The following is a 24691-nucleotide window of genomic DNA, read 5'->3' on the forward strand; positions in this document are numbered from 1 at the left end:
GAGCAGCGCGCCGGCGGCGGGACCGTGACGGCGACCAAGACGTTCGGCGCCGCCAGGCGCGGGTACGTGGCGGTGATGGTCTACGACGGCAAGCACCGGGAGCCGTCCTCGCGCGGCTTCGAGTACGTCATCGCGGAGGCGGCCCCCAACACCGCGCCCGTGCTCAGCGCCGGTGGTGACGTCGAGCTGACCGTCGGCGAGCAACTGCAGCGCACGGTGACCGTCACCGACCCCGACTCCACCTCCTGGACCGCGACGGTGAACTACGGCGACGGATCCGGCGACCAGCGGGTGACCGTCACCGACCGGAAGGTCGCGCTGGCCCACACGTGGAGCACCGCCGGGACCTACACCGTGACCGTCACGGTGACCGACGACGGCGGCGAGAAGGCCACGGCCACCTTCACCGTCACGGTGGTGCCGGCCCAGCCGCCGAACCAGGCGCCCACGGTGACGCTGACCGGCCCGGCCACCGTCACGCAGGGCACCACCTGGGTCGGCCGGGGCACCTTCACCGATCCCGATTCCACCGCCTGGACCTACACCGCCGACTACGGCGCCGGGCCGCAGGAACTGGAGCCGACCGCGGGCCAGCTGAAGTTGGAGCACGCCTTCACCGCCGCGGGCACCTACACCGTCATCCTGGCCGTCACCGACAACCAGGGCGCCACCGGCACCGCGCAGGTGACCGTCACCGTGACCAACGCCGCCCCGGCGGTGCAGCTGACGGCGCCGGTCACCACCGCCGAGGTGGGGCAACAGGTCACCCTGACGGCGTCGTTCACCGATCCGGGCCGCACCGACACCCACACCGCGACCTGGACCGTCGGCGACCGCACGGTGGCCGGGGCGCTGGCCGAGCACGGCGGCAAAGGTACGACCAGCCTGCCGTACGTCTTCACCAAGCCCGGCATCTACCCGATCGCCGTGACGGTGACCGACACCGGGCGCGGCGCGGGCACCGCCGACACGGTCAAGGGCGGGAAGGTGTTCGTACGGGTGTATGACCGCTCCGGTGCCCTGACCGGCGCCGGCACAGTGGCCTCGCCTGCCGGGTCATGCCGGTTGGAGACCGCCTGCGAGAGCGAGGCCGGGGAGGCGTCCTTCACCGTCACCGCCCACTACCCCGGCAAGAAGGGCGGCCCCAAGGGTGAGCTGCGGTTCACCGCTCCCGGGTTCAGCCTGACCGACGCCTCCTACGATGTGCTGGTGGCGGCCTCTGGCACGGCCACGCTGCGTGGGACCGGGAAGGCCGCGAAGACAGCGGTGACCTTCGAGGTCACCGGGGTCGACACCGGCGCGACGGCCGGTCACACCGACCAGCTCCGGTTCCGGGCGTGGGACGACAGCGGCAGGTTGGTCTACGACAACCAGCCCGCCGGTGCGGCTTCACCCGCCGCACGCGGCACGCTGCGCGTCAGCGGCCGACTCTGACAAGACCCGCGGGTCTCGTGGCGAACACTCGCCACGAGACCCGCGGGGCCCGACTCGGCCGCTCCCTCCGTGGGACGGACCGATCGGGACGAAAGGCAGGAACACCGGGTCCCGCCCGGCCTACCAGGCCGGGCGGGACCTTTCATGAGGTGGGCTGGCTCCGTCATGGACCGGGTGAGGATGTGGGAGGGCGCTTTCGTGCACGAGCACATCCAGGGCCTGAAATGACTATGAGCACCCTCGCCGGAGGCGAGGGTGCTCATAGTCATCAACCTAAACCGGAGTGCGCCGCCAGGGACTCGAACCCCGGACCCGCTGATTAAGAGTCAGTGGCTCTTGTGTCGGATGCTTACGCAATGTGCCCGACGCGTCACTCCATACAGAAATGCCCGTGTCAAGAATGTCCAAAAATGTCGCTTGGTGTTTCAGGGCGCCGTTAGCCAAAGAGCAACCAGCGAGCAACCGACGGCGTGATTACGTGGCCTTGACCATTCCGATTTGATCGGATTTGGGGTGCTGATACTACATCCGCAGATTCACTGAGATGGGGTGGTCTCGTCTGCGGTAGTGGCTGAGGAGTGCTCGGGTCTGGTGGAGGCGCCGGCTGTAGGACCAGGCCAAGACGTGGTCGGTAGCGTTGGCAGCGGGGATGAAGAGCCGGGCCAGGACCCGGCAGATTTCGATGACGGATGGGGCCTTCAGGATGATGGAAGGGCGGTGCGGTGCGCGTCGTCTCTTTCTTGGTCGTCGTCGGGCTGGTCGTGGGCGAGCAGGCGGGTGCGGGTGACGGTCAGGAAGGGCAGCGCGAGCATGATCATGGTGACCTGCCGGTACCATCCCTCCCTGGTACTGGTTCAGGCCGAGAAGATCCTTTCCGTGCTCGTTGTTCTCCTCGATCTTTCAGCACAGGCCGGCGGCGGAGAACAGGACGGGGATGGTGGTGTCACGGATGGTGTGGGCCAGGAAGCTTGATATCGGCCGGTGTGGTGAGGCTGCGACAGATCAGCACGGTGTGGCCGGGGGCGGTGTACTGTCCGCTGAGGGTGATCGCGGCGGTGGCCCAGCCGTAGCGTCGTTCGCGGTGCTGCCCGGGCCGCAGGAGCGGCGTTCCCAGATGGCGAGGTTGGCCGTGGCCAGGAGGTGGGCGGCCGATTCATTGTGGCCGTGGATCCTTGGTCTAAGGGGACGGCCAGGACGTAGCTGATCGCGTGCTGGTGGCAGAAAGCGCGCAGGGTGGGATCGCGCCCGTAGCCGCTGTCGGCGTACAGGAAACGAAACGGTGTGCCCGCAGCTCGTTTTTCGGCCGGCCTGGCGATGACGAGCTCAGGCTTGGCGGCGAAGGCGATCTGTTCGGGGATATGGGCTTCGGCGCGGCGGGCGGGGTCGACGGTCCAGGGCGCGGGCAGGTACAGGCGCCGGTTGATAAAGGCGCGCCCGTGCAGTGAGACGTAGATGATCATGGGCCTGACCTGACAGTTCTCCACCTGGCCGGTCCGTCCGCAGTATTGATGGGCCACGCCGACCGATCTGATGCCCTTCTTGATCGCGCAGATGTCGTCGACGACCAGTCGGACAGTTGCCAGGAGTTCTTAGGAGGTACGTCGCCAGGAAGGAACGGACCAGGTCACCGAAAACAGCGCGGTTCCGGCCGGCTGAACAGCGGACCGGCGATACGGTCGGTCAGCGCCTGGACGTCGATATCCCAGGACATAACGAGATCGTAGGTGAGCCGGCACGTCACGTACCGACATTGTGCCCACCACAGCCATACATCTCGCGAATTTCATGATCTACAGATGCAGTACCGGTGGGGCTGGGTCGAGTTGCTGATCAGGTTTGGAAGGTGACACGCCCGCTGTCAAGCTCTTGTGAGAGTAGAGACTTTCTTATTCCCACAACGGCCTTCAGTAGGACCGTTGACGTTTGCCTGTGCTCGATCATCTGACGCTCAAATGTGACCGGAGTTGCCCATCCCCTCCCCGAGGGGTGTATAACGGAAATATGAGAGAGTTCTGGCGCAGCCTTGAAGTGATCATCACGTTTGGCGTCCAACTAGATCCACCTACCAGAAGAGGCTCATGTGATCACTTCATTTAAGGGGTCGTCGGGGCAGCAAGTTTAGTCACTGTAGCTAAGCGCATTAACCAGCAGTCGAAGGCACTCCAAGACGCAGGGTGCTCTTACAGCCGTGAGGAGATCTTAGTCATGGTGTTCCGCGAACGCACCACTCAGCGAATCGACGTAACCCGCCTTCCCGAGGACGTCGTGGCCCTCATCGATGCCCTTGAGCCTGGTGAGAGCTTGGTATTCGTGCGCGACGGCGCAGCGATCGCGAAGATCTCCAGTACCATCGACATGGTCCAAGGTGGCATCGTCGATCGCGACACGCCAGCTGAGGCTGATCATGCACCGATCGACTGTGACAGCGTGACAGTCGTCGCCACCGCGATGAAACTGTCGGTAGCGGCTCGGAATACGCTATCCGCCCAGCTTGGGGCAAACTACGTAGTGCTCGATATACATGCAGCTCCCGCAACAGCAGATGTGGTACTGCTACCCCCCACCAACCCGATGCAGATTACATGCTTCCGATCGAGGTTTCCAGAAGCTCGCGTTATCGTCACTGAAATCGAGGACTACGAGCTCCGAGTTCAGCACTATGGCCCAGTTAGACGACTACTTGACGCTGGCGCTGATGCGTATCTAGCTCCCGCGAGCCTCCCACACCTTGCCAGACAGCTGGAGTACGCACTCTGTCAGGGTCGCGAGATCGCGGGCGGTGCATCAACGCCCCCGCGCGTCGTATCCACTGTGGAGTCAGCACATTTAGACGCAGTCCACAGACCAACTCGCCGACGCCGGTCGCCGTTTTTCGGGTGGGTCACGCTTGCGCGTGCAATAATCGGCAACCACAGTGCTGGCTGAGACCCGGCCTTCCAACGGTACGACGATTCCGCGCCTGCCGATGATTCCATCCATGCAGGTCAAGCGGCATGTGAGTATTCGTGGAGCGTCTACCGCACATTGACGACTATGCGTCACCGGGTCATCCCGGACGTGTCCAGTACGGCATTTGTAGATCTTGGGATTCAACGGGCAAACGGAACGTAGTCGTCAGATAGTCGAGAAGTGACCTTTCCGCTGACCTACGATCTGGTCATGTCCTGGGACGCCGACCTCCAGGCCCTGACCGACCGCCTCGCCGCCCCGTTGTTCAGCCGGCCCGAACCCCGCGCCAGCTTCGGTGACCTGGTCCGGGCGCTGCTCAGCGACGTGCCCCGCAAGAACTCCTGGCAGTTGTCCGACCACATCGGCCATGCCACCGCCAACCGCTTCGAGCACCTGCTCGCCCGCGCCAAATGGGACCTCGACCGGCTCCGTGATGAGGTCCGCCGCTACGTCGTCGACCACCTCGCCCACCCCGACGCGGTCCTGATCGCCGACGACACCGCCGCCATCAAACGCGGCGACATGTCCGCCGGCGTGGCCCGCCAGTACTGCGGGCGCACCGGCCAGGTGGAGAACTGCCAGGTCATGCCCATGCTCACCTACGCTTCGGCGGCCGGGCACACCTTCATCAACCGCCGCCTGTACCTGCCCGAAACCTGGACGTCCGAGCCCGCCCGCCGCGCCCGCGCCCACATCCCCAACCAGGTCACGTTCGCCACCAAGCCGCAGCTGGTCATCGCCATGCTGGAAGAGGAGCTGGCGGACGGCACCCCCTTCCGGTACTTGTGCGCCGACTCCGGCTACGGCCGCGACCCACAGCTGCGCGCCTTCTGTCACCAGCGGGCGATCGCCTACGTCATGGCCGTGCCGGTCGATCTGCCACTGGTCGCCCTGTACAGCGGCGGCGAACCGGCCGGGCACGTGCTGGACCGCCTGCTCGCTCACGCCGGACCTGGCCTGTGGAAACGCCGTTCCTGCGGCCAGGGCAGTAAAGGCGCGCGCCTGTACGACTGGTGCGCCACCCGGGTTCACCTCGACGGCCAAGAGCCCGCCCCGGGCCATGTTCACACGCTGCTGATCCGCCGCAGCGTCAGCAGTCCGGGCGATATCGAGCTCTTCCTGGCCCACGCCATCCGCGGCACCACCATTTCCACTCTGATCTCCGCCGCGGGGATGCGCTGGAAGATCGAGGAGAACAACGAACACGGAAAGGATCTTCTCGGCCTGACCGAGTATCAGGTCCGCACCTGGGAAGGCTGGCATCGGCACGTCACCGCGGTCATGCTCGCACTGGCCTTCCTGACCGTCACCCGCTCCCGCCTGCCCGACGACGATGCTCCCGGCCAGCGCGACGATCAGGGAAAAGACCAGGCGCACCGCACCGCGCCCCCGGCTCCCGCATCGTCTTGATCCGCCCGTCCATCAGCGAAATCCACCGCGTCCTGGCCAGGCTGTTCATCCCCGCCGCCAACGCCATCGACCACGTCCTGGCCTGGTCCCAGTTCCGGCGCCTCCACCAGACTCGAGCGCTGCTCAGCCACTATCGAAGCCGCGGCCATCCCATCCCAGTAAATCTACGAATGTAATACCAGGCGCTCTCGCCCGAACCGCACGTCGGTCGAGATGGTCGCGGAGCGTGGGCGAGTAGGGAGGCCGCTTCACTGCAGTGGGGTGCCGAGGAAGTTAGGGAATCGGCCTTCAGGGTCGCGGGCGGCGCGGATCAGTCGGAACTTCGACCATGCGGACTCAGACATGATTCGGTCGGGCCTAACGGTCAGGTCACTATCGCCGAGATAGCAGCCGGCCGAATAGGGTGCAATGCCGTGCATGGTGGCGCTCAGCCATGTGCGGCACCGGGCATCGTCATCGGGCGTTTCGCATATCACGTACACGCCGAGATACAGGTCGGTCTGCACCGACAAGGCCAGGTTCGGCGGGCGGCGGGACAGCAGAGGAGTGAAGTCTCCCAGAACCGTGAATGTCTTGGCGGTAGGCAGATCGGTGAAGGCCGATACCAAGGCTGGGACCAGGGCAGGGACGGCGCCGGTGAGGAAGACGTTGTCCACGAAGTAGCGGTGGCCATTGGGGCTCGCCCGTACCTGCTCAGCTTGGAGGTCGGTGAACTCCACCGGCTCGGCGACCGTGGCCGCTAGCGCCTTGGCCGCGACCGGGCATGTGTCAAGCGCGGTTAGTGAGGCGGGACCGCCGTCGAAGGAGACGCCGCCGATGACCAGCGCCGGGGATTCGAGGCCGTCCGGAGTGCAGCCGACGGCGGTGAGTTCGACGGACGACGGTAGGTCGCGCCGCACTGCGGCGTACCAGGTCAGTACCTCCAACGCGAGTTCGACCGGGTATACGTAGGTCGACCGGGTTAGCTTCACGAATCGCGGCCGGGTACGCAGCCGGAACTCGGTGACAACACCGAAGAAACCGGGACCCGAGCCGCGCGCCGCCCAGAACAGGTCGGCGTTCTCGCTCTCGGAGCAGCGGACCAGTTCGCCGTCGGCGGTCACCACGTCCATGGACTCGATGCAGTCCGCGGCCCAGCCCCAGCCGCGGCAGTTCCAGCCGATCCCACCCTGCAGGAGGAAGCCGCCCAGAGCCATGGTGGGGTGGTGGCCGACGGGGAAGAATCGGCCGTGCCGGGAGAGATAGGGATCCAAATCCAAACCGCCGCGAACCGCTGGGCCGACCGCGACGACACCGTTGGCCGGGTCGTACGACATCGTGGTCAACAGAGCCAGGTCGATGAGCAAGGTGTCCTCACGCAGCGACCAGGCGGCCCAGCTATGGCCGCCGGAACGGACCGTGACCTGCCAGCCCTCGGACGCCGCCAACCGCACGCCCGCCGCCACGTCGGCGGCGTGGGCGGCGCGCAGCACCGCTACCGGCCGCCGAGACGGCCGTCGGTGGTTGAAGACGCGCGAGGTCGCTGCCTCCTCAAAGCCGGGGTCGCTGCCGCGCCAGAAGGCCCCGGCGAAACCAGTCCGCCCATCGTCGCCAGACATGTCACTCCCTAGGTGATTTTGCGGTGCGGCTGATCCACCAGCCAGGGAAGCGCCGCCGCTTTCCAAGACGGTTGCGGTCCGGCGGGGCGCGGAGCGTAGATCAGGTATATGAGGGCGAGCCTGCCGCTTGGCTCCTGATCGGCTCGGAGACGTCGTTCCGCAATCGCATGGATGCCTTCTCCGAGCGTTTGTTGACGGATCACATCAGCACGCTTATTTGGCAATATGAGTGGTCGGAAGCGGTCGGCGCCACCATGGTGCTCAGCAGTCGCAGTGCACGGCCGTAGAGAATGTGATCCCATTGGGCGCCTTTGGGCGTGGTGGGAGTGCCGTCGAACGCGCTGAAGTAACTACCCGATCGCAGAACCTCGCCGAGTAGGTCCGCGACACGTCCATGGTTCAGGTCCATTGCGGCCCACGCTTCTCCGGTGCCACCGACCGTCAGCAGGTCCTGTGCCAGCATCTGCCACATGGGCGCGAATCTGGGCTCGACCGGGCTGGCACCGAAGCGGTGCAGAGGGAAGCAGTGTCCGGTTACGAGGGCCAGCGTCCTGTCGCCCACCTCGGTGAATCCGACTGCGTAACCCTTGTCATGGAGCTGCCAGGACTCGTCGTTCGGGCCAACACCTTCAAGCTTAGGATTGGGGAACTGCCGGTAGGTGAAGTCTCGGATGGGGAACCGGGACAAGACTCCGAGCGCCAGGTTAGCGTCCGCCGCCAGATGCGACTCGCTGACGGGGAACGACGCGAAGTAGGGGTAGCTGGCGAGTGCGGCGAGGCGCTCCGTCTGACCCTCACGCAGTCCGTCGTAGTCATGAGCCTCTTGTAGGCAGACGACATCAGGCAGGTTGGTGTTCAGGACCGACGCGTAGTAGTCGAGCGATGGGCTTCCTGCGCGCTGGTGCGATCTTCCGAGCATCCCGCCCCCGATGTTCCACGTCGCCAGCTTTAAGACCATGCGCTGCACGCCGCCGGGAGCTTCTCGATGATCTGCTCGGGGTGCACCGCTGCGCAGCCGAGGAACTCGATGAACCGCTCGGCCATCGCCTCGATCGTCCGCGCGTCGAACAACGCCGTCGCATAGCGCCACTTCATTTGCGGTGTGGTCGGCTCACCGCCTACATCACGGCCGGCGATGAAGCGGATGTAGAGGTCGAACTTGGCTCGGCCGTGCTCGGCGATCTCCACCTCGGCGCCTAGCCCCGGGATCTTAAGCGCGGTGAAATCAGCGTTCTCGTAGGAGATCGCGGTCTGGACCAAGGGGTGCCGCGATGGCGATCGAATCGGTCTCAGTTCCTTGACGATCAGCTCGAAAGGAAGATCCTGGTGCGAATAGGCTTCGATCTCCACTGCTCTGGCCCGGCGGAGCAGTTCACGGAATGTCGACTCAGCGGAGACGTCCAAGCGGAACACCAGCGTGTTGACGAAGAAGCCGACAAGATCATCGAGCGCAGCATCGGTGCGTCCGCTGACGAACCCGCCAAGCGGGATGTCGGCTCCGGCGCCCGAGCGGCTAAGGAAGGCGGCCATCGCCGCGTGGAAAACGGTAAATGGCGACACCCGCTCGGCCTGCGCGACCGCGATCACCTGGTGATGCAATCCCGCCGGGACCGGCATCGAGACTTCGGCGCCGCCGAAGTTAGCCGACTGCGGCCTAGGCCGGTCCGTCGGCAGCTCAATTTCCACCGGCAGCCGTGCGAGTTTCTCACGCCAGTAGGCCAGTTGCCGACCGCTTACGCTGTTCGGGTCGGCGCAGTCTCCCAGGAAAGCCCGCTGCCACACACCGAAGTCGCTGTATTGCACAGGAAGTGGGTCCCACCTGGGCGCGGTGAGGTCCCGCCGCGCCGCGTACGCGGCGCCCAGGTCCCGCAGGAGCGGCACCAGGGACGCTCCATCCACGGCGATATGGTGGGTCACCAGGACTACGACGTCGTCAGCCGAGTCCGAGGTCAGCAGCCAGGCACGGAGCGGTACCTCCGCGTCGAGGGCGAACGCGTACGTCGAGATCTCGGCGATCCTGACCGCGAGCAGTGATTCGGGAAGACGCTCGACCGACATCACCTCGCGGACCGACCGCGGCTCCCGGACGATCTGGACGGCGTCTCCATCGGCCTCCCGATACACCGTGCGAAGAATCTCGTGCCGCAGCATGACGTCCCGAAGTGCCTCATGGAGCGCGTCGGCGTCGATCCTGTTTCGGGAGCGCACAACGATCGGGACGTTGTACTGCGCGTCCGGACCGCTGATCTGGTTGAGCAACCAGATTCTCGATTGTGAGAAAGACAGCGGCAGCCTACTCATCATCGGCATACTCCTTGATCACTCATCATCGGCATACTCCTTGATCAGCCTCGTCCGGTCGACCTTTCCATTGGCCGTCAGGGGGAACTCGCGAAGTCTCATCACCTCCGACGGCATCATGTACGGCGGAAGCTTGCGCCGAAGGTGGGACAGGTAGTCGGCAGGCTCTTCGAGCCCGCCGGTCGCGACGTAGCCGACTAGTCGTTCGGCGCCGTGGTCGCCGTGCATGAAGACGACGGCGTCGGATACCGCGTGATGAGTCCGCAGGGCCGCCTCCACTTCGCCTAGTTCGACGCGGAAGCCCCGCAGCTTCACCTGGGTGTCGGATCGGCCCAGGAAGGAGAGGGTCCCGTCGTCGTTCCAGCGGGCCAGGTCTCCGGTCTGGTAGAGGCGATGGCCGGGCTGTTGGGGGTCGGCGACGAACCGCTCGCGGGTCAGCGCCTCGTTGCCGACGTAGCCGTGGGCCAGGCCATCACCGCCGATGTGTAGCTCGCCTTCCTCGCCGATCGGAACCCGTTCGCCAGATCGCAGCACACACACATCGGTGTTCGCGATGGGCCGGCCGATCGACAGCGTGTCCGTGCGCGAGTTCTCAAGGTCGAGGGACAGTCCCGTGCTGAACGTGGTCGCTTCGGTGGGCCCGTACAGGTTCAGCAGCATCCCGGGGCCACCGGCCGCCAGGACGCCGCGGACCGCACCGGGGTCGAGGACGTCACCGCCGATCAGCAGAGCGCGCAATCCCCGGAAGGCGGCCGGCGCCTCGACAGCATGAGCGTGGAAGACCGCCGGCGTCAGAAACAAGGCCGAGACCGACGCGTCGTGGATGAATCGGGTCAGCTCCTGATGCACGAGCATGTCGTCCTTGGCGAGGCCGACGAGCTTTCCGCCGTTGAGCAGCGCACCCCAGATCTCGAACGTCGCCGCGTCGAACGACGCGTTCGAGCCGTGCGCGATGACGTCACGCCGGCTGAGGTGGACGTAGTCGCTATTCACGACCAGCCGCGTGATCGCGCGATGCGGTATGGCGACCCCCTTGGGCCGACCCGTCGACCCCGAGGTGTACATGACATACGCGACGTCCAGAGCCGAGCCGGGCGGCAGCCGCGGCGGCTCATCGCCACGCCGCATCGCTCGGCTCTCCAACTGGTCGAGACTCGTCGCCCCTGGCATGTCCTGTGCGCACGCGTCGGCGGTCAGAACGACGACCGCCCCGCTGTCGGCCACCATGGCGCGATTGCGCTCGAGCGGGTTCAGCTCATCAAGAGGCAGGTACGCGCCACCTGCGATCAGGACGGCGAGGTAGGTCACGACCCGCCGTACGGAGGGAACATCGAGCACGGCGACCACGTCACCGGGCCGCACGCCTCGCGCCAGGAGTTCGCCCGCGTACCGGTTCGCCCGCTTCAGCAGGTCACGATAGGTGAGCACGTCACCGCCGACCTGGACCGCCAGCGCGTGTGGAGTGCGTGCCGCCCACTGCGCCACCTGGCTGTGAAGCGTCGACTCGCGTGGGTAGGGCCTTCGCTCGCCGTGCTCCAGCTCCGCGTAACTGGTGAAGGGCATGGTAACTCCCGGATTTCCGGTTCGATCGGCTAGCTGCGGGACAACGAGGTCCGGCCGTTGACCGCTTCGACGATCGCCTTGGGCGTCCGGGCAGCGAAGAAGTCACGCATCGAGACCGAGAGGCTCAACTGCGCCCGCGCCCTGGCCACAGCCTGACCGGCGAGGATGGAATGGCCGCCGAAGTCGAAGAAGTCGGAGTCGGCGGTGATCTCCCCGGGCGGGAGAACCGCTTTGAAGATCTCTACCATGCCCTCGATCGATCGGTCGACGTCAAGCTGTTCGGCCATGCTTTCCTCCATGTCAGCCGGCTTCACTGCACGTCAGATGTCGCGGGCCGGGAGGCATTCCCGGAGATCGCGCAGCCGCGACCCTCTGATTGTGTGGGCTTCCGCCGGTGTCGTCTGTCCTGTCAGTCGTCAGGGGGACGCGCTGCGTCAACGTTGGTCGCGCTAACCTGGGATCCGGCCGCGTCGCCGCGGTGTCCGCTCTGCTGAGCCGCCCGCGTCCACTTTCGTCCATGGAGAGCCGGCTTGACGATGGACCGATGCCCGATGCACGCAAACCCGATGCCGACGACGTCCGGGCAGGCCGCTCTCTGGTACGCGGATCAGAAGAGGGCAGCGAACGGCGGCTACAACGTGAGCATCGTGTGGACGATCAATCAAGACGTTCCCGCACCGGAGATCGCGGTGTCCTGGTCGCGCCTGCGCCAAGAGGTTCCTGCGCTGTCGGTGCGCATGGGGCTGGACCGCGACGGCGCCGTCGTGCAGTGGACGTGCGCAGAGGAGCTCGCCCAGGAGTATGCCGACTTCGCGGACAGCCCCGATGCTGAGATGGAAGCCGCCGCGTTTTTGTCTGCTCGAACCGCGCGGGCGTTCGACACCGACGGCGGTCCGCTGGCCCGGCTGGTCGTCGCACGAGTCAGCCGCGAGGTCATGGTCGTGACTCTCGTCGCACATCACCTGATCGTCGACGGCGTGAGCCAGGTGCACCTCGCCCGGCGGTTCGCCGCCGCACTCCAGCCCTTCGGCGAGGAACCGTCGAGCCAGCACTACGCGGACCTGATCGACCTCGTCAGACAGGACGAGTCACGGACTCACCCAGCGGACCGCGCGTACTGGTCGGAACGAGTCGCCGGCTTCCTGAACGGCGCGGACTGGTTCGCGGCCGATCCGATGGGCGACCTCGGCGTTCGCGCGGGCCGCCGGCGCGGCGAGGTGGTGGGCGCTGATCTCGCATCGCTCACCGCGGCGGCCCGCGACCTGGGCGTAGGCCTGTACCTGCTGGTCGCCGCCGCGGTCCATCGGGCCATGGCGATGGCCGGCGTCGAACGCACCGTCGTCTGCTCGGCCGTCTCGGTGCGCCCGATCGGCGGGGCGCTCGATGACGTCGTGGGCTGCTTCATCAACCTGGTCCCGCTGACCGCCCGGCATTTGCCAGGGGAGACCCTGGGGGAGCTGGTCCGGCGGGAAGCAGCGGGGTGGCGCAGGGACCACTGCCACCGCAACCTCTCCTTGCTGGAGATCGGGGGAACCGGCAGCCCGCCCAATCGCCTGGACCGGGTGTTCTTCTCCTATCGCGAGACCGACCCGACGCTGACGTGGACCGGCCCTGGACCGGACGTTTCGGCGGACCTCTTCACCGAATACCCCGCAACGAGGAGCGATCTCACGGTTCGCGTCCTACGCGGCGTCGACCGTCTTCACTACGAGGTCGAATGGAGCACGGCGACCCCGTGGGGTGCTGTGTTCGCCGACGCACTGGAAGTGTGCTTGCAGAGCCCGAGCCGGTGATTCGGCCGACCGCGCCGCCTGACGCCGCTACCACGGCGTCAGGCGGTCACGCCTCGCTGACGGCCAGATCGACGGCGACGATCCGCAGGGTCGAGGTCGGAGGCTGCACTGTGGGCACAAGATGCAGGTGCGTGACCTCTTCGATGGGCGCCGCCGGGGACAGGCAATTGCACTCCTCCACCTTGAGGCCCGCGAATCGGTAGGCGACCTCCATCATGCGGTTGCGAGCCGTGGTCCGAAAGTCCGCGTTCACATGGACGCCCGCGCGCCGCGCCTCCTCGATGATCCACCGGAGCAGGGCGGCGCCGACGCCATAGGCGATGGTTCGGCACGACGTCGCGAGCAACCTGATCCGCAACGCCGCCGGCCGGCGTTCGAGGAGGATCACGCCGACGGCGCCGTGCGGGCCGAACTTGTCGGACAGAGCGACGACGAGCACCTCGTGGTCCGGATCGGCGATGAACGATCGCAGCGTCTGCGCCGAGTAGTGGATTCCCGTGGCGTTCATCTGACTGGTCCGCAACGTCAGCTCCTCGACCCGGTCTAGGTCTTGGTCCCTGGCCCGCGCGATGGTCATAACCATGTCGAGGCTCTTCAGGAACTCTTCGTCCGGACCCTGATGCGACGCCTGCTCGGCGTCGCGTCGAAAGCGGGCGCGGTACATCATGCGCCGCTGCCGGGAATCGGCGGTGACCACTGGCGGGCTGAACTCGGGCAGCTCCAGCAGCGACGGGATCTGGTCGGCGGCGTAGCAGCGCACCCCGGGGAGGAAGTATGCCACTTCGGCTCGCTCGAACGGCTGGTCGTCGATGAAGGCGATGCTGTGCTCGGCGAAGCCCAGCTCCCCGATGATCTCGCCGATCGCGTCCGACTTACGGCCCCAGCCGATGCGTGGGAGGATGAAGTACTCTGTCAGACCGAGCCGATCGAGCGTGCTCCACGCGTGGTTCGGGTCGTTCCTGCTGGCGATGGACTGGAGAATCCCGCGCTGGTCCAGCCCAATAACGGTCAGGCGGACCTCGTCGGCGAGATGAACCTCGCCGTCCTCCAGCAACGTTCCCCGCCACAGGGTGTTGTCCAGGTCCCAGACCAGACACTTGATCATCTTGGCTCCCCCCACGGGGTCACCTCCAGGGCTCGTCTGGCTAGGATGAGCTGCGAGACCTCCGAGGTCCCCTCGATGATCTCCATCAGCTTCGCGTCCCGGTAAGCCCTCGCCACGACGTGTCCATCCCGCGCCGCCGCCGAGGCCATGACCTGCATGGCGGTGGCCGCGCCCCGCGCGGCGTTGCGCGACGCGACGTACTTCGCGAGCACGGCGTCCGAGACCATCGACGGCGTCCTCTCGTCCCAGCTCCGGCTCGCCTGTTCACAGGCCATGGTCGCGGTCCGTGTGGCGACGAAGAGTGCGGCGATGTGCCGCGCCACCAATTGGTGCTCGATAAGCGGCTTGCCGAACTGTCGCCGGCCCTGCACGTGGTCGCGGCAACTCGCCAGGCACGCGCGCAGCATGCCGACGCTGCCCCAGGCGACTGACAGGCGGCCGTAGGTCAGAGCCATGGTCACCAGCATGGTCACCGGGAGCCTGGAGCCTGCCAACAGTGCCTGCCTCGGCAGGCGGACCGAGTCCAGGCGGACATCGGCATGCCCGGCGGCCCGACACCCGGTGGTGGCCGGTATCCGCACGACACTGACACCCGGAGCCCGTGCCGGTACGACGACGGCCGCCCCGCCCTGCCCGTACTTGGCAACGACGACGAGCAGGTCCGCGTAGGCAGCGGCGGTCGCCCAGACCTTTTCCCCGGTCAGGACCAGCTCGTCGCCCTGCTCGGCGATGCTGGACGAGATGGCCGAAAGATCGCTCCCAGCCTGCGGCTCGCTGAAGCAGACGGCCGCGAGCTCGCCCCCAGTGAGCCGCGGTAGGTATGCGGTGCGCTGGGCCCGGTCGCCGAACCGCTGAATCGTCCAGGCGGCCATGCCTTGCGATGTCATCACACTGCGCAACGAGCCGCAGAGGCTGCCGGCGTGTGCTGTCAGTTCACCATTCTCGGGGCCGCGCATCCCGAGGCCGCCCCACTCGGACGCGACTTCCGCGCAGAGGATCCCCTGAGCGCCCAGCGTGCGGAGCAGGTCGCGCGGGAGTTCACCTGCGATGTCCCAAGCGCCGGCGCTGCCGCAGACGGCCTTGGTCAGGACTTCGGCGAGCGCCTCAGTCATCGGTCAGGGCGGTCGACTTCAGACGGGAGACCATGTCGCTCATCGCGCCGACGGTGCGGAAGTTCTCCAGGTTGAGATCGTCGCCTTCGATGGTGACGCCGAAGGTCTGCTCGATGTGGACGACGAGCTCCATGGCGAACAGGGATGTGACGGTCCCCGACTCGAACAGGTCCGCGGTCGGTTCCCAGACGGTTCGCGTCCTCGTCTCCAGGAATGCGGTCAGCGCCATCCGTGTCGATTCGTCCGAGAGCTGACTCGGGCCAGCCGTGTTTGACATCGCGCCTCTCCTTGGTGGTGGATCAGATTACGGACAGTGTCGCCCAGGCTCAGTGGTCGCGCTTCCTGACAATCGTCACTCCGTCGCCGATGGACAGCAACGAGCTCTCGACCCGGGTGTCGTCACGAACCGTCCGATTCAGTTCCCTGATCGCCACCGTGGCGGCATCCTGCACCTCCGGATCGATGACCCGGCCGAAGAACAGTGTGTTGTCCAGGATGACGAGACCGCCCGGCTTGGTCAGGGTGATCGCCTGCTCGTAGTAGTGGACCGACCGTTCCTTGTCGGCGTCGACGAAGACGAGGTCGAAGCACTCGGGCCCGTCGGCTTCCAAGATGGCCGACAGGGTCTCGACGGCGTCGCCGATCCGCAGGTCGATCCGATCCCGCACGCCGGCGCGCTGCCAGTATCGGCCCGCGATCCTGGTCCAGACTTCGCTGATGTCGCAGGTGACCACCCGGCCGGCCGCGCCGAGTGACCGGGCCAGGCACAGGGTGGTATATCCAGTGAACGTGCCGACCTCGAGAGCCGAGGTGGCCCTGATGGTCCGTGCGAGCAGCGCGATGAACTGGGCTTCCTCCGGCATCACGAGCATGGCGTGCGCCACGGGGAACCGCGCGGTCTCGTTGCGCAGCTCGGCCAGGATCTCGTCGTCCCGCAACGACATCCGGGTCACGTAGTTGGCAAGGTTCGAGTCCATCTCGATCTGCGCGCCCATTTACCTGCATCCTCTAGTAGGTGTAGAAACCGCGGCCGGACTTGCGTCCGTAGTCACCCGCCGCGACCTTGTCCAGCAGCAGTCCGGCCGGGCGGAAGCTCTCGTCCCCCGTCCGCTCGTGCAGGACGGCGAGCGAGTCGGCGAGGTTGTCCAGGCCGATCAGGTCGGCGGTGCGAAGCGGCCCGGTTCGGTGCCCGAGGCAGTCCTGCAGGAGCAGATCCACGTCGTCGACTGACGCGCGGCCCTCCTCGACCACCTTGATCGCGTCGTTGATCAGGCGGTGCGAGACCCGGCTGGTGACGAAGCCGGGGCCGTCCCCCACGAGCACGCCCTTGCGGCCCAGCGCTTCCAGCATTGCGCTCGCGCGGGCCTTCACCTGCTCCGAGGTGCGCGTGCCGTGGATCACCTCGACCGTGGCGATCAGGTACGCAGGGTTCATGAAGTGGATGCCGAGCAGGTGCTGGGGATGCCGGAGGCCGGCCGCCAGCTCGTCGACCGGGATCGAGGAGGTGTTCGTCACGATCGGAACGCCGGGCCGGACGGCCTCGGAGATCTCCCGCAGCACCTTGGTCTTCGCCTCCTTGGTCTCCACCACGGCTTCGATGACGGCGTCGGAGGCCGAGCCTCCAGGTATGAACGACCGCATGTCCAGCCGTCCGGCGGCCGCGTCGCCCGGGATGGCGCGGACCAACTTGGCCAGGCGAAGCTCCTGGGCGACCTTGGCCGCCGCCGCATCCACCTTGACCGGATCGTTGTCGATCAAGGTCACGTGAAGCCCACGGGACACGCCGAGCGCGGCGATGCTCACTCCCATCACTCCTGCGCCGACCACCGTCAACCGGAAAACATCGGAAGGTTCGTTCACGCGGAATCCCATGCTCGTCGAGCCCATGCAGATATCGCACCGTGCGTTTCGGTGCCGATCGTGGGCCCGAATCGTCGTGGGCCCGAATCGGCACACAGCGCTCAAGATACGCGCTGCCGAGATCATGACAACTGTCGACGAGCAGGTCAATGCTTGTTTAGGGGCACACTGACAGATATCAGTATCGGTATTCCGGTGGCTGAGAATAATTGCCGGTATCCATCGTTGTGTTCGGGAGGAATCGATGCTGTCGCCCCTTGCGAATGAATCCTCGAAAACGTTGTGGGTCCAGGCCTTTCGCGACGTTCTAGAGAGCAACGATATCGACGGTGACACCGACTTCTTTCAGGCCGGAGGCTATTCGCTGCTCCTGCCGCGTCTGTTGTGGCGCTACGAGTCGCTCGCCGGCTGGCGGCCGCCGCTCCGGCTCGTCTTCGAGTATTCGTCACCGCTCGAACTCGCGGCTGCCGCCGACGAATACCGCAGCCGACTCCCAGCTGATGAGCCGGTCGATGAGCACGGCCCCAGTCCGGAGTGATCGTGGTCAAGTACAAGTACGTGACCGAGGACGCCGTCCGCTTCACTAAGCACGGCATAGACCTGACCGTCTACGGCCAGAATGTCCCCTCAGCCACTGTGGTGCGGGTGACCGTCGAAGAGGGACACTTCCAAGAGTTCTACGACCTCGTCAGCACCTACACGTACTACATCGTCAGCGGCGAAGGAACGTTCTACCTCGACGACGTGGCGGTCGCTGTGCAGGCGACCGACCTCGTCGTCGCCCCGCCGAGGACGCGTATCCACTACTTCGGCAGGATGGAGATCGTCCTGATCGTGTCGCCACAATACGACGCACGGAACGAGCGGCACGTCAGGTTCGTCGCCGAGAGCGAGAGCCCGTACAAATGACCGGGCCCGCTCGCTGGCTTCGCTGAACCGGAATCGCGCTAACCTCGATCTTTCGTGATCAAGGATTGGTCGGTTGAGCGGTCCGGCTGAAGGTGGAATTGCGTGCCGGAGTCACCTCGCTGGCCCGGCTGTCGCGCCGGGTGGGCGGGGTTCCACGGACCCGCGAGTGTTTCCTTTCTGGTCGTAGGGCCGGTCGACTGCTGGTCAGGTTGGGGCGGGCAGGGCCTGCAGGCGAGCCAGGGCGGTGAGGATGTCGTGGGCCCAGGGCCATCGTGCGGCGATGCGCAGACGCACGCAGCGGCCGCCGCGCACCAGTCGTCCCGGCCACGGCGAACAGGCGCAGGCGCAGGCGTTTGGGTTCGTAGGTGCAGGCGGCGGTGCCGGGCAGCGCGAGCAGCTGCAGCCAGGCCAGGAGTTCGCAGGCCAGTGCGACGAGCTCGCACCAGATCTGGTTGCCAGCGACGTGGTGCAGCGGCAAGTTGGCCAGGCCGGTGTCTTTGGCGCAGCGGATGCGGTCTTCGGCGCGGGCGCGGCGGTGGTGGCGTAGTTCCAGGTCGGCGAGCTGGCCGTGTTTGGTGTTGGTGACGAAGCAGGTGACGCGGTTGCCGTCGAGGTCGGTGAAGCGCAGCTGGGCGCCGGGGTGCGGGCGTTCCTTGCGGGCGATGACGCGCATGCCCTTGGGCCAGCCCCGCAGGTCCAGCAGGCCGGTCAGCTCGGCCACCCAGGCGCCGGGCCGTACCTGCCGGTCGGCGTCGTAGGCGGGGGTCCACGCGCTGGCGGGCAGGCGCAGTACGGCCTGACGGATGTCCTCGGTGAGGGTGAACCCGATCGAGTACGACAGCCGGCGGCCGGGCTTGGCCAGCCAGGCCAGGAACTCGCGCGTGCCGCCGGCGGAGTCGGTGCGGATCAGCACCTGCCGGCGGCGGTGCTGGGGCAGCTGGGCCAGGGCCAGCCGAGTGGCGTCGATGTGGTCGGCGGCGGTGTTGGAGCCGGCGTTGCCCGCCCTGAGCACGATCGCCAGCGGTTCGCCGGAGCCGCCGGGGCCGTGGTCGGCGAAAACGGTCATGGGGTGGAAGCCGAAGGTGTGTTTCCAGGTGGGGGCGGCGTGTTGTTTGTCGGAGTGGGCGATGACGAGGGTGGCGTCCAGATCGAGCGGGATCAGCTCACCATCGCTGCCCGCGCGCTCGCCCCGGTCAGGTTCCAGGCGCGTTCGCGGGCCTGGGCTCGCGCCGCTCGTAGTGCCTTGAGCGCCTTGGCCTCATCGCGGGCGAGCCGGTCGATCAGCCGGGAGACGGTCGGGCCGGAGGCGACGGGGCCGAACAGGTCGGGCTGGGCGCGCAGCAGGGCGATGTCAGCCAGGCAGTCGCCGCCGAGGGCGAGGCTGATGGCCAGGTCGGTGACGATCTTGCCGGGGTCGTGCACCGCGCGTTCGGGCCGCCAACGTTCCAACTGCGCGGACAGGGCCCGGTCCAGGCCGGTGACGCGCAGCGTCTGCAGGAGCAGCAGGGCGCCCGCGTGGGAGAGAAGCCCGGCGGCGTCCGCGGATGCGGTGATCTTGCCGCGCAAAGCGCTAGTCTTCACTTGGAAAGTGCCTTCTGATCTGGTGCGGACAGGACTCTCGACAAGCCCCATCCTCCCAGTTCAAAGGCACTTTTCTTATGCGAACGATCAAGCCTCGCGAAATTCAACGTGAAAGCCCGAGGCTAACGTGCCGGTTCTGCCTGTGCAGGCTCGCCGTCCTCGTCCTCGGACCACGCGGAGAAGTCCCGCATCTTCCGCAGCGGCGAGAAGAGGACCCAGACCCCGGAGAGCCAGGTCCCGATGACGCCGATCCAGATCGTCTCGCGCACGCCGAGCTGCGCGCCTAGCACGCCGCCGATGGCCGCGCCGATGGGCAGCGTCCCCCACACGATGAAGCGGAAGCTGGCGGTCATCCGGCCGAGCATCTCCGGCGGTGTGATCGCCTGGCGATAGGAGATCGCCGCGACGTTGTAGACGATGGCGTAGAGGCTGAAGAAAAAGTAGCCGGCCGCGTACAGCAGCACGCCCCAGCCCGGCTGCGCCAGCGGTTGCAGCAGCATCGGGAACCCCAGGATCAGCGGCGCGATCCAGATGATCCGGGCACTGCCGAAACGCTTGGACAGCCGCCCCGCCAGAATCCCGCCGATCATGCCGCCGATCGCGCTCAGCGACCAGATCAGGCCGACGTAGCCGGGCTCCACGTGCAGGATGCGGACCAAGAAGACCATCGACATCGCGGTGAAGATCGAGGATGAGAAGTTCGAGGTCGCAGTGGCCGCGATGACCTTGCGGAGGATCGGATGTTTGAGGACGAAGTTCAGGCCCTCGGCGATCTCGTGTCGCAGCTTCCGGCCCTCGGCGCGCGGTTCGGGCGCCGGCTCCGGCTTGCGGATCAGGGCCAGCGACAGGGCCGAGACAGCGTAGGAGAAGGCGTCGATGGCGATGGCGCGGGCCGCGCCGAGCAGGCCGATCAGCGCGCCGCCAATGGACGGCCCGGCGAAGTGCGCGACCGATGCGGTCGTGCCGAGCTTGCTGTTGCCGTCGATCAGTTCATCCTTGTTCAGTAGGACGGGGAGGTAGCTCTGGGAAGAGACGTCGAAGAACACTGTCAGAATGCCGCTGAGCAGCGCCACGACCAGCAGGTGCACATAGGTCACGTGCAAGCCGAGGCCGGGGAACGTGACGAGCGGGATCGAGCCGACCAGTACCATGCGGCCGATGTCGCACCACATCATTAGCTTGTGCTTGGTCATGCGGTCGACGATCGCGCCGGCTGGGAGCGAGACGAGCAGGAACGGCAGCGTGGCGATCGCGCTCAGGATGCCGATCTGCAACGTCGAGGCCTTCACCAACTCGACAGCGGCCAGTGGGATCGCCAACTGGGTGACCACTGAACCGAAATTGCTGACCGTCTGGCCGCTCCACAGGAACATGAAGTCTTTGTTGTGCCATAAGGAGGGCTTTTCCTGGGCGGCGGAGTGGGCTGCTTCCACTGGGTTGCTTGTCACAGATCGAAACTGTGCCGTAAGACAAGGCGCAGCGTCCACTTCTTACTGGCACGTGTCAGGGCGGTTGTCTGGTCATTCTCGCAGAGTTCGGCTCGTCGTTTGCCGTGGGACGTCTCATCGGTGCCGAGGGCGCTTCACGCATGGTGCAGTGCCGAGATGCTGTCGTCGTCGCATGAGCTCCAGAAGGCGCTGACCGTGTCCTCGACCTGGTCCATCGAATCCGCCTCGAACAGGATCGACTGGTACGTGGAGATGACGTACTCGACGTCGACGAGGCTAGCGACGTTCAGCGGCCGGATCTCGGTGTCGCGAAAGTGGTCGAGCTCTCCGCAGGACGACAACAGCGTCGCCCCGTAAGCCTTGCGTTCACCGCGCTCACGGACGACGCCGCATTCGAGGGTGAACCAGAACACCTTGCCAACGAACTGCAGCGCCTCGGTGCTCCGCACGCGGCTCGCGGCCTCACCCGCGAGCCGGTACAGGCGGGCGAAGCGGTCGCTGGCCAGAATGTTGCCGTGGCCGACGAGGTCGTGCAGCATGTCCGGATCCTCAGTGTAGAAGGGGGTCCCGGGATGCCGGAGATACTGGGTGGAGTGGAAGCGAGAACTCGCCAGGCCCCCGCAGAACTCCTTTAGCGGGACGAGTGCCGGGGCGGCCTGGAAGCGGAATCCCGAGATCGATTTCATGCGTTCGCTCACGTCGCGGAGTTGGGGCACATGGTCCAGCGGGATGGCCAGTTGCTCGGCGGATTCGAGATACTCGGCCGCCGCCGCGGTGCGATGCCGGGTGGCGAGTTCGGCACAGACCATCCGCCACAACTCATGCTCCCGTTCGGTGTACTCGACCACCGGGATGGGATCGTCCGGCGTCAGGTCGGCCGACAGAGTCGCGATCTCGTCGCGGCGGGTCTTGTAGGCCGTGTCGGTCGTGTGGTCGTGCTGCCTCTGCATGAGGGATCACTCCAAGTTCGCCGAGACCCTTACGGCAGTCATCGGATTCCTTATTCCGAGCGGCTTTCCGGGGTGCCGATCTCTCAGCGCTCCCTCGGCCGGGACCCCGTCTGGCCCCCGGGCAGCTCTTGCGCCATCCGCCGCAGCGCGAGCCGGTCCGTCTTTCGGTTGGAGTTCAACGGGAAAGCTTCCAAGTGGACATAGCGGCGGGGCAGGGTGCTGGCCGGTAACACGGCCCGCACCCTGTTTGCCAGCGTCGATTCCGGTACTTCTGCGCCGGTGTAGAAGACGATCAGCTCGGTTCCGTGTGCCGCAGGCCTGGCCACGGTGACCGCGTCGCGGACCCCCGAGCAGCCGCGCATCACGTGGTCCACTTCCGCCAGTTCGACGCGCCACCCGTGCACCTTCACCTGGGCGTCAACGCGACCGATGAAGGCGAGCGTGCCGTCGGGGTTCGCGTGGACCCGGTCGCCCGTGCGATACCAGCGCCGGCCATCGAACTCGACGAAGCGACCTTCGTCGTCAGCGGGATCGAGGTATCCGGGGGACAGTTGCGGACCCGTGATGCACAGCTCACCCTCCTCGTCCGACTGTTCCCCCTTGTCGGTCACCAGTCGGAAGTCGTGACCCTCGTGCACCTTCCCGATCGGTACGGTGCCGTTGACGCCGAGCTTCTCCGACTCCTCGCCGGACCAGCGGTGCCAGCAGATGCCGATCGAGACCTCGGTAGGTCCGTAGAGGTTCTCCAGCTTCGATGCGGGCGCGGCCGCAAGCCAGTCCGCGACGTCCTGACAGCGCAAGGCTTCGCCGCCGAAAAAGGACCACCGCAAGCCGGGCAACGCGCCCTTCTGCAGCCCGCCCATCTCCCGGGTCATCCAGATGCCGCTCGGCGTGGAATGCCAGACGGTGACCTCGTGGTCGGCGAGGAACGTGGGTAGATCCCGGTACGCCGACGGCGGCACCACTTGCATCATCGCGCCCGCGCCCCAAGCGGCGAACACGTCGTGGATGCCGGGGTCGAAGTTGAGGTCGTAGGTCTGCGCGAACACGTCTTCGGGCACGAAATCGCACCGCTGGTGGAGCTGCTCGAAATAGTGCGCGAAACCTCCGTGCGTCACTGGGACCCCCTTGGGGATCCCTGTCGAGCCTGAGGTGAAGAGAATGTACGCCCGGTCCGTAGCCGTCACCTGGACCGGCGCAGTGAACTTCGGATCCGCGGTGACGGGGATTGTGGGAAACCGGCCCGCGACATCGCGGGTTTCGAGGACTCGGACGACCGTTTCCTGACTGGCTATCTCCGGCAGGACCGCCAGGCCGTCCGCGTCGGCGATCAGTGTCTCTACCCCGGCCATTTGGATCATCCTGCGGGTGAGCGCGGCGGGGAAGTTCGGCTGGAGCGGAACGACGGTGGCGCCGGTGTACAGCACTGCCAGCAGGCCCACATAGGACTCGACGCTCTTGCCCGCCAGCACTCCGACGACGCGGGGAGCGCCGGCCGCCATGAGCGATCCCGCCCAGGACGAGGCTGTCTCGTGCACCTGCCGATAGGTGATGACTTCGGAGCCGATCCGTATGGCGGGCCGGTCCGAGGCCAGTTCCAGTCCGTGCAAGAATCGCTCGACCATCGTGAGATACATGAACGCCCTCAACCCCGATCTTCCGGCGCGGAACCAATTTTCAGCACGATGGTCATCGATCGATCCGACGGACTGTACTGACATCCGTTAGGTGCGGGCGGGCGCATCGGCGCTGGACAACGTGACAGTCCCCGGCTGGCCAGGCATCGGTGACCTTCGGGCCGGGACGCCGCATCTGACAGATGTCAGTATTTTTCGGCGTGCCGATGGGTGTTTCAATGACGCGAAGTGGACGGGGAGGGCAAGGGGATGTCGGGAACTGATCACCGTGCCAGGCTTTTGCGCGCGATGGAATACCGCCAAGAGTTCGATGACCGGCTCGGACACATCGAGCGGCAGACACCGTTCGACTCGATCCACGACGTCGAGACCGCGGATCCCGTCGAACTGTGGGAGCTTCCCGACGCGGACCAGTCGTGGGTGGGGCGCAACGCAAGATACTCGCCGACGCCGGTCCGCACCGTGCGCAACGCGCTCAGGCGATGTGCCGTCAGGCACGAGGACATGACGTTCGTCGACGTCGGCTGCGGTAAGGGCAGGGTCCTGCTGCTGGCGACCGAGTTCCCCTTTCGCCGGATCGTGGGCGTGGAAGTGTCGCAGGCGCTATGCGACATCGCCAAGAGCAACGTGGAGAAGGCCTCGCGGACCCGCAGCGGCTGTGAGCGAATATCGGTGGTGCACGCCGACGCCACGGCGTTCGACATCCCGCGGGATGCCGGACTCTTCTATTTCTACGAGCCCTTCGCAGTGGACGTGTCCATGGCCGTCCTGGAGCACATCGAGGGGTCGATCCGTCGGCATCCGCGCCGTGTGGTGCTCTGCTTCACTGGCCGGGGGCAGCCGGACGGGAACGGCAGCCCTGAGGCGATCCCGGTAGCGGCGGCAGCCGCGGAGTCGCGGGCGGCATGGAGTCTGGTCGAGGTTGTGCCCTCGCCGGATGCGGAGGGGGGCTCACCCCGAAGTGTGGACACCGATCGTTATGCGGTGAGCAGCACCCTATCGACGGTCTGCTGCTCGTAGTCATTCGGGCTGAGGTAGCCG

The 24691-nt window shown here is 66.3% G+C and carries 21 protein-coding genes and 2 pseudogenes; 7 read left to right on the plus strand and 16 right to left on the minus strand.

Annotated features, from left to right (window positions below):
- Both ABD841_RS37280 and ABD841_RS37285 read left to right on the plus strand, forming a co-directional pair.
- A partial coding sequence (locus ABD841_RS37280; RefSeq protein ID WP_344981576.1) for a PKD domain-containing protein occupies positions 1 to 1434 on the plus strand: 1434 nt, incomplete at its 5' end.
- Between the two features lie 810 nt (positions 1435 to 2244).
- Positions 2245 to 2406, plus strand: coding sequence for a hypothetical protein (locus ABD841_RS37285; protein ID WP_344981578.1), 162 nt, complete (start codon positions 2245 to 2247; stop codon positions 2404 to 2406).
- 134 nt (positions 2407 to 2540) lie between these two features.
- Here ABD841_RS37285 and ABD841_RS41005 read toward each other — a convergent pair.
- Both ABD841_RS41005 and ABD841_RS37295 read right to left on the minus strand, forming a co-directional pair.
- Positions 2541 to 2951, minus strand: a pseudogene (locus ABD841_RS41005) (transposase); the annotation flags it as partial.
- 682 nt (positions 2952 to 3633) lie between these two features.
- Entirely contained in the window at positions 3634 to 3840 is a 207-nt protein-coding gene (locus ABD841_RS37295; RefSeq protein ID WP_344981582.1) for a hypothetical protein, read from the minus strand.
- 723 nt (positions 3841 to 4563) lie between these two features.
- Between ABD841_RS37295 and ABD841_RS37300 the strand changes: the two genes are divergently transcribed.
- Positions 4564 to 5793, plus strand: coding sequence for an IS701 family transposase (locus ABD841_RS37300; protein WP_344981584.1), 1230 nt, complete (start codon positions 4564 to 4566; stop codon positions 5791 to 5793).
- A gap of 248 nt (positions 5794 to 6041) precedes the next feature.
- Here the strand turns inward: ABD841_RS37300 and ABD841_RS37305 are convergent, their stop codons facing one another.
- The 5 genes from ABD841_RS37305 to ABD841_RS37325 form a co-directional block, all read right to left on the minus strand.
- On the minus strand, positions 6042 to 7391 hold the full coding sequence (locus tag ABD841_RS37305) for an FAD-binding oxidoreductase (protein ID WP_344981586.1): 1350 nt from the start codon (positions 7389 to 7391) through the stop codon (positions 6042 to 6044).
- A gap of 199 nt (positions 7392 to 7590) precedes the next feature.
- On the minus strand, positions 7591 to 8349 hold the full coding sequence (locus ABD841_RS37310; protein ID WP_344981616.1) for an endonuclease/exonuclease/phosphatase family protein: 759 nt from the start codon (positions 8347 to 8349) through the stop codon (positions 7591 to 7593).
- Positions 8340 to 9695, minus strand: coding sequence for a condensation domain-containing protein (locus ABD841_RS37315; protein WP_344981588.1), 1356 nt, complete (start codon positions 9693 to 9695; stop codon positions 8340 to 8342). Before ABD841_RS37315 ends, ABD841_RS37310 begins: the two co-directional genes overlap by 10 nt.
- A 15-nt stretch (positions 9696 to 9710) precedes the next feature.
- A complete protein-coding gene (locus ABD841_RS37320; RefSeq protein ID WP_344981590.1) occupies positions 9711 to 11255 on the minus strand; it encodes an amino acid adenylation domain-containing protein in 1545 nt (514 codons plus the stop codon).
- Positions 11256 to 11284: 29 nt separating this feature from the next.
- Positions 11285 to 11542 carry an acyl carrier protein gene (locus ABD841_RS37325; protein WP_344981592.1) on the minus strand — a complete coding sequence of 86 codons (258 nt, stop codon included), beginning with the start codon at positions 11540 to 11542 and terminating at the stop codon, positions 11285 to 11287.
- A 249-nt stretch (positions 11543 to 11791) separates the two neighbouring features.
- On the opposite strand from ABD841_RS37325, the gene ABD841_RS37330 reads away from it, so the two are divergent.
- On the plus strand, positions 11792 to 13048 hold the full coding sequence (locus tag ABD841_RS37330; protein ID WP_344981618.1) for a condensation domain-containing protein: 1257 nt from the start codon (positions 11792 to 11794) through the stop codon (positions 13046 to 13048).
- A gap of 46 nt (positions 13049 to 13094) precedes the next feature.
- Here the strand turns inward: ABD841_RS37330 and ABD841_RS37335 are convergent, their stop codons facing one another.
- From ABD841_RS37335 to ABD841_RS37355, 5 genes are read right to left on the minus strand one after another with little or no spacing between them, the layout of a single operon-like run.
- Positions 13095 to 14153 (minus strand): HAD-IIIC family phosphatase, encoded by a 1059-nt coding sequence (locus ABD841_RS37335; protein ID WP_344981594.1) that lies wholly within the window; start codon positions 14151 to 14153, stop codon positions 13095 to 13097.
- Positions 14150 to 15265 (minus strand): acyl-CoA dehydrogenase family protein, encoded by a 1116-nt coding sequence (locus ABD841_RS37340; protein WP_344981596.1) that lies wholly within the window; start codon positions 15263 to 15265, stop codon positions 14150 to 14152. Before ABD841_RS37340 ends, ABD841_RS37335 begins: the two co-directional genes overlap by 4 nt.
- Positions 15258 to 15542 carry an acyl carrier protein gene (locus tag ABD841_RS37345; protein ID WP_344981598.1) on the minus strand — a complete coding sequence of 95 codons (285 nt, stop codon included), beginning with the start codon at positions 15540 to 15542 and terminating at the stop codon, positions 15258 to 15260. Before ABD841_RS37345 ends, ABD841_RS37340 begins: the two co-directional genes overlap by 8 nt.
- Positions 15543 to 15591: 49 nt before the next feature.
- Entirely contained in the window at positions 15592 to 16260 is a 669-nt protein-coding gene (locus ABD841_RS37350) for an O-methyltransferase (protein WP_344981600.1), read from the minus strand.
- Between the two features lie 13 nt (positions 16261 to 16273).
- Positions 16274 to 17152 carry a 3-hydroxyacyl-CoA dehydrogenase family protein gene (locus ABD841_RS37355; RefSeq protein WP_344981602.1) on the minus strand — a complete coding sequence of 293 codons (879 nt, stop codon included), beginning with the start codon at positions 17150 to 17152 and terminating at the stop codon, positions 16274 to 16276.
- A 217-nt stretch (positions 17153 to 17369) separates the two neighbouring features.
- Between ABD841_RS37355 and ABD841_RS37360 the strand changes: the two genes are divergently transcribed.
- Complete coding sequence (locus ABD841_RS37360) at positions 17370 to 17663, plus strand: phosphopantetheine-binding protein (RefSeq protein WP_344981604.1); 294 nt, start codon at positions 17370 to 17372, stop codon at positions 17661 to 17663.
- Positions 17664 to 17665: 2 nt separating this feature from the next.
- Positions 17666 to 18034 carry a cupin domain-containing protein gene (locus ABD841_RS37365; protein WP_344981606.1) on the plus strand — a complete coding sequence of 123 codons (369 nt, stop codon included), beginning with the start codon at positions 17666 to 17668 and terminating at the stop codon, positions 18032 to 18034.
- Positions 18035 to 18238: 204 nt separating this feature from the next.
- Here the strand turns inward: ABD841_RS37365 and ABD841_RS37370 are convergent.
- The 4 genes and pseudogenes from ABD841_RS37370 to ABD841_RS37385 form a co-directional block, all read right to left on the minus strand.
- A pseudogene (locus ABD841_RS37370) lies at positions 18239 to 19666 on the minus strand (IS1380 family transposase).
- Between the two features lie 71 nt (positions 19667 to 19737).
- On the minus strand, positions 19738 to 21048 hold the full coding sequence (locus ABD841_RS37375) for an MFS transporter (RefSeq protein WP_344981608.1): 1311 nt from the start codon (positions 21046 to 21048) through the stop codon (positions 19738 to 19740).
- Positions 21049 to 21197: 149 nt separating this feature from the next.
- A complete protein-coding gene (locus tag ABD841_RS37380; RefSeq protein WP_344981610.1) occupies positions 21198 to 22013 on the minus strand; it encodes a phenylalanine 4-monooxygenase in 816 nt (271 codons plus the stop codon).
- Positions 22014 to 22096: 83 nt separating this feature from the next.
- Entirely contained in the window at positions 22097 to 23650 is a 1554-nt protein-coding gene (locus ABD841_RS37385) for an AMP-binding protein (protein WP_344981612.1), read from the minus strand.
- A gap of 249 nt (positions 23651 to 23899) precedes the next feature.
- Here ABD841_RS37385 and ABD841_RS37390 point away from each other — a divergent pair, with 249 nt between their 5' ends.
- Positions 23900 to 24670, plus strand: coding sequence for a class I SAM-dependent methyltransferase (locus ABD841_RS37390; protein ID WP_344981614.1), 771 nt, complete (start codon positions 23900 to 23902; stop codon positions 24668 to 24670).
- The last annotated feature ends 21 nt before the right edge of the window (positions 24671 to 24691 follow it).

The organism is Streptosporangium fragile (assembly GCF_039534445.1).
In the GTDB taxonomy this organism is placed as follows: Bacteria; Actinomycetota; Actinomycetes; order Streptosporangiales; family Streptosporangiaceae; genus Streptosporangium; species Streptosporangium fragile.